Below are 9,395 nucleotides of genomic sequence, written 5' to 3'. Positions count from 1 at the left end.
ACGCAGAGCAGCAGCGTGCCCACTCCGGCCGCGAACACGCTCGCCACGGGCACGGACCTCTGGAGCAACCGCGCGCGCGGCGGCGGCGGACCGCCTGGACGGGCGCGCACGGGCTCCCGGGCCCAGGACAGGCGATGGACCGGAACAGGGATTCGCATGACACCCCTTGGAGAGAACCTGGGGTCCGGCGCGGGGCCCGGCAATGCGTCCTGCCTGTCCGGTCCGGGGAAAAGCGCGAGCGGCCGGGGGGCGTCCCGCGCGACAGGGCCGTCATGAGGCCTCCGGGGCCAGCGTGGGCTGTCCGGCTCGCCGCCGGAGCAGGCCTCCCCGCGCGCGCGGCCCCGCGACGAGCAGGAGCGCCAGCGCGGCGCCGACGACGGCGAGCACCCGGCCCCAGTCGCGAGCCGTGGGCGGGTGCAGCCCCACGAGCGCGCCCAGCGCGGGCACCTGGATGAGCAGCACGGAGAAGCCCAGCGACAGGGCGCAGACCCACCGCGCGGTGCGGGTCCGCAGCCGGGTGAGCACCGCCGCGAAGGTGGCGCTCGCCAGCGTGAGCGTGGCCATCGCCACCGCCCGCGCGCGCTCGACGTCGGGCCCTTGCGACAGGCACCGGGTCCAGGCCCAGACGAGCCCGCACGCCAGCAGCGCGCCCACCGCGGTGAGCAGGGCCCACTCCCGCCAGGAGAAGAAGCGCGCGGCGGGCCTCGCGCGCAGCGCGGTGAGCTGGCCGGGACGCGCGGCCGACTGGAAGGCCAGCATCGCGGTGGGGTGGATGATGAGCTCCAGCCACACGATGTGGATGGGCAGGTACACGAGCGGCTGCCCCCAGAGCGGCATCAGCGCCGCCGTGCCCACCAGCGGGATGTGGATGAGCAGCAGGTAGAGGAAGCAGCGCTGCAGGTTGGAGAACAGCTGCCGGCCCTCCGCGATGGCGCGCACCAGCGTGCCGAAGTCGTCGTTGAGCAGCACGATGGAGGACGCCTCTCGCGCGCTCCGGGTGCCCCGCTCCCCCATGGCGATGCCCACGTCCGCGGCCTGGAGCGCCGGCACGTCGTTCACCCCGTCGCCGGTGGCGGCCACCACCTCGCCCTGCTTGCGCAGCGCCTTCACCAGCGCGTACTTCTGCGCGGGCAGCGCGCGCGCCACCACGTCCACGGGCGGCACGCGTCCGGTGTCGGCCAGCCGCGCCTCCAGGGCCTCTCCGGTGAGCACCACCGGGTGCTCGCCCCCCAACCCCAGCCGCCGGGCCACCGCGAGCGCCGTGCGGGGGTGGTCCCCCGTCACCATCACCGCGCGCAGCCCCGCGTCGCGGCACTCCCGCACCGCCGCCTCCACGCCCGCGCGCACCGGGTCCTCGCACGCCACGAGCCCCGCGAAGCCGAAGCCCCGGTCCGGCTCTCCGCCATGCCAGTGCGCCGCGTCCAGCGTGCGGCTCGCGCACGCGATGACCTTGTGGCCCTCGCACGCGAGCGCGTCCACGCGAAGCGCCCACTCCCGCCGGGCCTCCGGCGAGAGCGCGCACAGGTCCAGCACCCGCTCGGGGGCGCCCTTCACCGCGGCGAGCAGCGTCCCGTCCTCCCGCCGCACCACCGCCGTCTCCCGCTGGCGGTCCTCGGTGAAGGGGAAGGTGGCCTCGCGGGGAGAAGCGGAGAGCGCCGGTTGCCAGGCCGCCCCCGCCTCCAGGAGCGCCACGTCCAGCGGATCCTTCCCCTCCTCCCGCGACGCCAGCACCGCGGTCTCCAGCAGCGCCCGATTCGAGGTGCCGGGTGACGGCAGCAGCCGGGCCACCCGCAGCAGCCCCTCCGTCAGCGTGCCCGTCTTGTCCGAGCACACGCAGCTCACGCGGCCGATGTTCTCGACGGAGACGGCCTGCCGCACCAGCGCCTGCCGCCGGGCCAGGCGGTACACCCCCGCGCCCAGGAAGAACGTGAGGGCCACGGGGAACTCCTCGGGCAGCGCCGCCACGCCGAGCGTCGCCGCGCTCAGGAGCGCATCCAGCCACCCGAAACCCTGGCGCAGGCGGACGAGCGCCAGCACCGCGCAGAGCGCCGTCGCCACGCCCATCAGCACCGCCACCAGCCGCGCCACCGCGTGCTGGAGCGGCGTGCGCGCCCGCGTCTCCTGCCCCGCCGAGCGGATGATGCTCCCGTACAGCGTCTCCGGGCCGGTGAAGACGACGCGCACCCAGGCCGTCCCGGTGAGCAGCCGCGTCCCGGCCAGGCCCCAGTGCACCGCGTCCACCGCGGGCTCCGCGCCCGGGGGAAGGCGCGTGAGCGGCCGCTTGCGCACGGGCAGCGACTCACCGGTGAGCGAGGACTCCTCGGCCTGCAGTCCCTGCCCCTCGATCACCAGGCCGTCCGCGGGGAACTGCTGGCCCGCCTCCACGCGCACCAGGTCTCCGGGCACCACGTCCGCCGCGGGCACCACCGCCTCGCGGCCCTCCCGCAGCACCGTCGCGTGCGCGGCCAGGCGTCCGCGCAGGCCCTCGGTGGAGGCCTGGGTCCGGTGGTGCAGGAAGACGTCCATGCCCATGAGCGGAGCGAGCGCCAGCAGCATCACCGCGCCATCCACGCGCTCGCCCAGGGCGAAGTAGAGGGCGCTCGTGCCCACCAGGAACCAGAGCATCGGGTCGCTCGCGGCCTCACGCAGGCTCCGCAGCGTGGAGCGCGGAGGCCGGCCCTGCACGTCGTTGGGGCCATGGCGCGCGCGGCGCGCCAGCACGTCCTGCGTCTCCAGACCGCGCGCGTCTTGCCAGCCCTGAGGCAGGCGATGGACCGGAACCAGGACTCGCATGACGCCCCCCGCGGGAAGCTGGGGCCCCGAGGGAACGACGGCAATGCACGGCGGCCGGGAGCGGCGCTGCCTCGCGGGGAGGGGCTGCCTGCCGGGAGCCTTCTGCGCGCGGGCCTCACAGACGCCACGCATGACGGATTCCACCGGCCAGGGAGGGCACGGATGCGGATCCTCATCACCTATGGAAGCAAGCTGGGCGGGACCCGGGAGATCGCCGGGCTGATGGCCCGCGTCCTGCGGGACGAGGGCTTCGACGCGGAGGCGGCGCCCCCGGAAGCCGTCGACGACGTGCGCGTCTACGACGCCGTCATCGTCGGAGGCGGGCTCTACGCCAACCAATGGCACCTCCGGGCCCGGCGCTTCGTGCACCACCACCTCCACGAGCTGCGCGGGCGGCCCGTCTGGTTCTTCTCCAGCGGACCGCTGGACGACTCGGCGTCGCAGGAGCGCATCCCGCCCACGGCGCAGGTGCGGGCCCTCATGGAGCAGGTGGGGGCCCGGGGCCACGAGACCTTCGGGGGGCGGCTGGAGTCCGACGCCCGGGGCTTCATCGCCCACGCCATGGCGCGCGAGCACGCGGGGGACTGGCGGGACCCCGAGCGGATCGCCCGATGGACGCGCGGCGTGGCCCGGGAGCTGCGCGAGGCCGGGCGTCCGTGGGCCGGCTCCGCGGCCCTGCACCAGGACTCATTGGGGTGACTAGCTTGAAACCGGCGACGGCCAGGAGGGGCCATGAACATCGCGAGCACCACCCACTTCTCGGACGCCTCCCGGCGCGCGGGTGAGACGGCGGCCCTGCTCGCCCGGCGGATGGACGCCTCGCTGCTGCTGGTGCACGCGTTGCCGGGCAACGTGGTGCGCACCTTCGGCGAGCGCGCGCACGAAGCGGTGCGGGTCGCGCTCCAGGACGAGGCGCGGCGGCTGGAGGCGCTGTCCGGCTCGCGGGTCGAACCCGTCGTGCTCACCGGTGAGCCGGAGGGGGCCCTGAGCGCGCTGGTGACGGAGCGCGACCTGAAGCTGGTGGTGTCCGCCGCGCCTCGCGAGGAGACGCCCTTCCTGGGCCTGGGCGGCACGGTCGACAGGATGGCGCAGGCGCTGACGGTGCCCTTCCTGGTGGTCCGCGAGGCCTCGGCGCTGGAGGCCTGGGCGCGCGGCGAGCGTCCGCTGCGGGTGATGGTGGGCGTGGACCGCTCGCGTCCCTTCGAGGTCGCGCGGGACTGGGTGAAGGAGCTGTCGCGCTTCGGGCCGCTGGAGGTGGTGGGCGGCCGCATCTTCTGGGTCTCCGAGGAGGCGAAGCGGCTGGGGCTGGTGCACCCGCGCAGCTACAAGGACGTGTCCCTGGAGCTGCGCGAGGCGCTGGAGCGGGAGGCGGACGCGCTGCTGGAGCCGCTGCGCATTCCCGGCGTGACGGTGCGCGCGCGGCTGGAGCCGGGGCTGGGCCGCGTCGCGGACCACCTGGTGGCGCTGGCCGAGGAGGAGCACGTGGACGTGCTGGTGGTGGGCACGCACCACCGCAAGGCGCTCGCGCGGCTGTGGAGCGTGTCGCAGCACGCGCGGCGGCTGGCCTCCATGTCCGTGGTGAGCGTGCCGGTGCTCACGGCCGAGCAGGGCATGGCCACCGAGCCGCCCCAGGTGCGCGCGGTGCTGGCGACCACGGACTTCACGGAGCCCGGGGACCGCGCCGTCGCCTATGCCTTCGCGCTGACGCCGCCCGGAGGCACCGTGCACCTCTTGCACGTGGAGCCCGCGGACGCGTCCCCCGAGGCCGTCCAGGCCGCCCGCCACCAGCTGGAGCTGCGGGTGCCGGCGACAGAGCAGGAGTCGGGGCCGCACAAGGTGGAGCTGACGGTGCTCAAGGGCGATGACGTGGCGGGGGTCATCACCCAGGCCGCGGAGCGCTACTGCGTGGACCTCGTGTGCCTGGGCACGCACGGCCGCACGGGCGTGGGCCGCGCGGTGCTGGGCTCCGTGGCGCGGCAGGTGATGGCCCGCAGCGACCGGCCCGCCGTGACGGTGCGCATGCCGCGCGCCTGAAGACAGACGAGGTGAGCCATGAAGGCAACGGTATTCCGGGGCACCCAGAAGCTGGGCGTGGAGGACGTGGAGCGGCCGAAGGCGGGCGCGGGCGAGGCCATCGTCCGGGTGACGCTCACCACCATCTGCGGCACCGACGTGCACATCCTGCGCGGGGAGTACCCGGTGAAGCCCGGCCTCACCGTGGGCCATGAGATGGTGGGCGTCATCGACGAGCTGGGCCCGGGGGTGACGGGCTACCAGGCGGGGCAGCGCGTGCTGGTGGGGGCGATTACCCCGTGCGGCCAGTGCCGGGGCTGTCTCTCCGGGCACGCGTCCCAGTGCGGCCACGGCGGGGGCATTGAAGCGGCGGGGGGCTGGCGGCTGGGCAACACGATGAACGGCGTGCAGGCGGAGTTCGTGCGCGTGCCCTTCGCGCAGGCGAACCTGGCGCCCATCCCGGACGAGCTGAAGGACGAACAGGTGCTGCTCCTGGCGGACATCGCGTCCACGGGCTTCAGCGGCGCGGAGTCCGGCGGCGTGAAGATAGGTGACGCGGTGGTGGTGTTCGCGCAGGGGCCCATTGGCCTGTGCGCCACCGTGGGGGCGCGGCTGATGGGCGCGTCGCTGGTGATTGGCGTGGACGGGGACGAGGCGCGTCTGTCCATGGCGAAGAAGCTGGGCGCGGACGTGGTGCTCGACTTCCGGAACCAGGACGTGGTGGCGGAGGTGAAGCGGCTCACCGGCGGCGGCGTGGACGTGGCCATTGAAGCGCTGGGCACGCAGCAGACCTTCGAAAGCGCGCTGCGCTCGCTCAACCCCGGCGGCACGCTGTCCAGCCTGGGGGTGTACTCCGGGAAGCTGCAGCTGCCCTACGACGCCTTCGCGGCGGGGCTGGGAGACCACCGCATCGTCACCACGCTCTGCCCGGGCGGCAAGGAGCGCATGCGGCGCCTGATGGAGGTGGTGCGCGCGAAGCGCGTGGACCTGACGCCGCTCTTCACGCACCGCTTCCAGCTCAAGGACATCCAGGAGGCGTACGAGCTGTTCAGCCAGCGCAAGGACGGCGTGCTCAAGGTCGCCATCCGGCCTTGAGCAGGCCGGTGGTGGCTTAGCGCGGCGCGAAGGTGCCGTTGCTCACGATGCCCGAGGCGTTCCCCATGTACTGCCGGAAGAGCATCGTGCTGACCTGGTTGAAGGAGAACGGCTTCAGGAGGGGAAAGCCCTCCGCATCCACGTCCAGCATGGCCCGCGACATATCCAGGTCCCAGTTGAAGCCCCCGGACGCGGTCTGGATGTGCATCATGGACATCCAGCCAGAGCCCTGGGTGCTGCCCAGCAGGGTGAAGGACAGCGGGAGTCCCCGGAACGCGGAAGCGAACTGCTGCAGGACGACCGTGGGCGCGCCACCGAACTGCACGGTGATGGGGCTGGTCTGCACCTGCACCTGCTTGGTCCAATAATCGTCCACCCGCGTGAGCGTCGCGGACTCGAAGGTGATGACGAAGGGAACCGACTTCCCGCGCAGCTCCGTGAAGTAGTCCGGGGGATCCGCGGGAAGCGGCCCGTCATAGGCGTCGAACTGGATGGTTCCGGAGATCCAACCCCCAGTGTCCACGCCGATGCCCACGTTCGCGGTGCCATCCTCCGGCACCTTGAACAGGAAGCGCACCGGAAGCGTCTCGCCCTCGTCCAGGATGAACGTCATCGGATTGGGCGACACCAGCGTGACGGGCACCGTGACGCCCGGCGCGTCCGTGCGCTCCACGTGCCATTCGCCGTTCATCTGGATGGAGTACGCCCCCGCGATGAGCGGCTGGCTCACCGTCTCCGCGGACGTATCCGTGAGGGTCGCGTTCTGCGGGCCGGTGATGGCGAACGTCGCGCCCACCAGCTTGTAGCTGCGCCCCGCCGACGTCGACACCAGCGGCAGCTCCAGCAGTCCCTCACCGTCGCGCAGCACCGGCGTGGACGTTTCGGCAATCTCACCACAGGCGACCGCCAGCAACGCGAGCGCGCCGACGAACCACTTCAACATCTGCATGGATTTCCCTCTCATGAATGCAAAGACAAGATTTTCAACAATGCATGACCAGACGCTGGCGTCAGGTGCTACCGCGGCGCGAAGGTGCCGTTGCTGATCTGGCTACCGATGGTCCCCGCGCCAGCGAAGTAGAAGTCGATGGCGCCCTCGTTGAAGCTCGTGGGCTGCAGGAGCGAATAACCCTCCGCGTCCGCGCCCGGAAACAGATCCGAAAAGAAGACCTCGAGCCGGACGCCCCGCTCCTGGTTCTCCAGTTTGACCGGTCCAATGAACATGCTGGTCGGAAAGGGAGTCGCCATGCTGAAGGACAAGGTCTGGCCCTGCAGCGCGGAAACGAACTGCTGTTGGAAGACCGCACCGGTCGCCCCCCCGAACTGAAGGGTCACGGGAGAGGTTTGGATGTCGACGTGCTTGTAGCCACCAGCAGTCGACCGGGTCACCGTTGACGAATCGAAGCTGATGACGAAGGGAACAGTCTTCCCGGCTACATCGGCAAAGGGGTCGGGGATGTTGGGTCCCCCCGGATATGTCGGAGGCGGCGTGCGGGGATTGAACTGGAGCGTTCCGGAAATCCACCCCCCGGAATCCACGCCGACGCGCACGTCCGCGGTGCCATCTCCCGGCACCTTGAACAGGAAGCGCACCGGGCGCGTCTCGCCCTCGTCCAGGATGAACGTCATCGGATTGGGTGACACCAGCGTGACGGGCACCGTGACGCCCGGCGCGTCCGTGCGCTCCACGTGCCAGTTCCCATTCATCTGGATGGAGTACGTCCCGGCCATGAGCGCCACGCTCACCGAGTCCGCGGACGTGTCCGTGAGGGTGGTGTTCTGCGGGCCGGTGATGGCGAACGTCGCCCCCACCAGCTTGTAGCTGCGTCCCGCCGACGTCGACACCAGCGGAAGCTCCAGCAATCCCTCGCCGTCACGAATCACCGGCGTGGACGGTTCAGACACCCCGCCACACGCGAGCGCCAGCAACGCGAGCGCGCCGACGAACCACTTCAACATTTGCATGGACTTCCCTCTCCCCAATGCGACGAAAAAACCTTCAACGAATCACAACCCAGACGCCGCGCGACGGTGGATGCCACTACGGCGAGAACATGCCCTCTCGGAGCTCGGCGACACCGCTCTCCGAGCCGTTGGCGGCGAACTGCGCGTACCCCCACGGGAAGGCCGTGGCCTTCAGCAGCGGGTAGCCTTCCGCGTCCTGTTCCAGAAGGTACGACGGCTGGCTGAGATAGAACTGGACGCGGTGATCCTGGCTCTCCAGAAAGATCCCCGCCATGTAGACGCTGGAAGCCCCAGAGGACTCCATGAAGAGCTTCAACGTCACCCCTTGAAGCGCAGCGACGTATTGCTGCTGAATGGCCCGGCTCGTCTGGCCCCCGAGCTGAAAGGTCACCGGTCCTGTCTGGACCCGGAGCTGCTTGTACCCGGACTCAATCGATCGCGTCACCGTCGAGGACTCGAAGCTGATGACGAAGGGAATGGTCTTCCCTCCCAGGTCAACGAAGATGTTCGCAGGGCTCCCGGGCGGAGGCGGCGATGCAGGCTCGAACACAAGCGTTCCCGAAATCCAGCCGCCAGAGTCCACGCCAATGCCCACGTTCACGGTGCCATCTCCCGGCACCTTGAACAGGAAGCGCACGGGCTGCGTTTCCCCCTCGCCCAGGGTGAACCGCATCGGGTTCGGGGACACCAGCGTGACGGGAACGGTGACGCCCGGCGCGTCCGTGCGCTCCACGTGCCAGTCACCGTTCATCTGGATGGAGTACGTCCCCGCGATGAGCGGCAGCATCACGGAATCCGTGGACGTGTCCGTGAGGGTCGCGTTCTGCGGGCCGGTGATGGCGAACGTCGCCCCCACCAGCTTGTAGCTGCGTCCCGCTGACGTCGACACCAGCGGCAGCTCCAGCAGCCCCTCACCGTCGCGCAGCACCGGCGTGGACGGTTCAGACACCCCGCCACACGCGAGCGCCAGCAACGCGAGCGCCAGCAACGCGAGCGCGCCCACGAACCACTTCAACCCTTGCATGGACTTCCCCCTCAGGAAGGGGCCGATGATAGGATTTTGAACAATACACGGTCAAGGCAGGCGGACCCGCACGCGAAATCACAGCCACGTCCGCACAGCGAGTCATGAAAAAGGGAAAGCGGGGGCCAGGGGCTGTCCCTGATTGGCGCAGCCAAAGAAGCATGGATGCGACGTGCAGGACGGCGAGGTCGCCGAGAACGCCCCAATCGGGCAAGTCCCGCCACTGCACCCCGGTCTTCACGCGCCACACCCCTGCGTTGATGAAGTCACGGTCTCCTCGCTTCGAGCGAAGGCCGCTCCTGGAGCCCAGCAGGGGTTCGATGCGGCCCCAATCGGCATCGCTTCTCGAACACGAGGTCAGGGACAGCCCCTAAAAGACATCCCTTTAAACATCTTGCTCGACGTAGTCGACGGTGCCGGCAGCGAGGACGCGTGATGTCGCGACCTGTCGGCGCACCTCGCTTCCTGGCGCGTAGCCCTTCTGCTTCCTTGGCTTCGGCCCGCG

8 protein-coding genes are annotated in these 9,395 nt (G+C 70.9%); 3 read left to right on the top strand and 5 right to left on the bottom strand.

The window, feature by feature from the left end; translation table 11 throughout:
* Positions 1-270: 270 nt before the first annotated feature.
* Complete coding sequence (locus D7X55_RS29250) at positions 271-2,793, bottom strand: cation-transporting P-type ATPase (protein WP_121724782.1); 2,523 nt, start codon at positions 2,791-2,793, stop codon at positions 271-273.
* 162 nt (positions 2,794-2,955) lie between these two features.
* Between D7X55_RS29250 and D7X55_RS29245 the strand changes: the two genes are divergently transcribed.
* Genes D7X55_RS29245 through D7X55_RS29235 form a run of 3 tightly spaced genes read left to right on the top strand, consistent with a single transcriptional unit; the run spans position 2,956 to position 5,901 of the window.
* Complete coding sequence (locus tag D7X55_RS29245; protein WP_121724781.1) at positions 2,956-3,492, top strand: flavodoxin domain-containing protein; 537 nt, start codon at positions 2,956-2,958, stop codon at positions 3,490-3,492.
* Between the two features lie 33 nt (positions 3,493-3,525).
* Positions 3,526-4,827 (top strand): universal stress protein, encoded by a 1,302-nt coding sequence (locus D7X55_RS29240; RefSeq protein ID WP_121724780.1) that lies wholly within the window; start codon positions 3,526-3,528, stop codon positions 4,825-4,827.
* A gap of 18 nt (positions 4,828-4,845) precedes the next feature.
* A complete protein-coding gene (locus D7X55_RS29235; RefSeq protein WP_121724779.1) occupies positions 4,846-5,901 on the top strand; it encodes a zinc-binding dehydrogenase in 1,056 nt (351 codons plus the stop codon).
* A 16-nt stretch (positions 5,902-5,917) separates the two neighbouring features.
* Here the strand turns inward: D7X55_RS29235 and D7X55_RS29230 are convergent, their stop codons facing one another.
* The 4 genes from D7X55_RS29230 to D7X55_RS45785 form a co-directional block, all read right to left on the bottom strand.
* Positions 5,918-6,850 carry a hypothetical protein gene (locus D7X55_RS29230; protein WP_121724778.1) on the bottom strand — a complete coding sequence of 311 codons (933 nt, stop codon included), beginning with the start codon at positions 6,848-6,850 and terminating at the stop codon, positions 5,918-5,920.
* A gap of 68 nt (positions 6,851-6,918) precedes the next feature.
* The gene (locus D7X55_RS29225) at positions 6,919-7,866 is read right to left on the bottom strand and encodes a hypothetical protein (protein ID WP_147470254.1); all 948 of its coding nucleotides are present in this window, start codon (positions 7,864-7,866) and stop codon (positions 6,919-6,921) included.
* 76 nt (positions 7,867-7,942) lie between these two features.
* Positions 7,943-8,890 carry a hypothetical protein gene (locus D7X55_RS29220; protein WP_147470253.1) on the bottom strand — a complete coding sequence of 316 codons (948 nt, stop codon included), beginning with the start codon at positions 8,888-8,890 and terminating at the stop codon, positions 7,943-7,945.
* Positions 8,808-9,251: a transposase gene (locus D7X55_RS45785; protein WP_368666512.1), complete on the bottom strand. Its 444-nt coding sequence runs from the start codon at positions 9,249-9,251 to the stop codon at positions 8,808-8,810. Before D7X55_RS45785 ends, D7X55_RS29220 begins: the two co-directional genes overlap by 83 nt.
* Positions 9,252-9,395: the final 144 nt, after the last annotated feature.

It is taken from the genome of Corallococcus sp. AB049A, from assembly GCF_003668885.1.
GTDB classification, from domain to species: Bacteria; Myxococcota; Myxococcia; order Myxococcales; family Myxococcaceae; genus Corallococcus; species Corallococcus interemptor.
The sequence above is the reverse complement of the archived record's forward strand: the minus strand, read 5'-3'. Positions and strand labels throughout refer to the sequence as shown.

Coding starts and splice junctions, on each gene's coding strand:
- D7X55_RS29240 (WP_121724780.1), top strand. CDS start 3,526: ATGAACATCGCGAGCACCACCCACTTCTCGGACGCCTCCCGGCGCGCG.
- D7X55_RS29220 (WP_147470253.1), bottom strand. CDS start 8,890: ATGCAAGGGTTGAAGTGGTTCGTGGGCGCGCTCGCGTTGCTGGCGCTC.
- D7X55_RS29235 (WP_121724779.1), top strand. CDS start 4,846: ATGAAGGCAACGGTATTCCGGGGCACCCAGAAGCTGGGCGTGGAGGAC.
- D7X55_RS29250 (WP_121724782.1), bottom strand. CDS start 2,793: ATGCGAGTCCTGGTTCCGGTCCATCGCCTGCCTCAGGGCTGGCAAGAC.
- D7X55_RS29225 (WP_147470254.1), bottom strand. CDS start 7,866: ATGCAAATGTTGAAGTGGTTCGTCGGCGCGCTCGCGTTGCTGGCGCTC.
- D7X55_RS29245 (WP_121724781.1), top strand. CDS start 2,956: ATGCGGATCCTCATCACCTATGGAAGCAAGCTGGGCGGGACCCGGGAG.
- D7X55_RS29230 (WP_121724778.1), bottom strand. CDS start 6,850: ATGCAGATGTTGAAGTGGTTCGTCGGCGCGCTCGCGTTGCTGGCGGTC.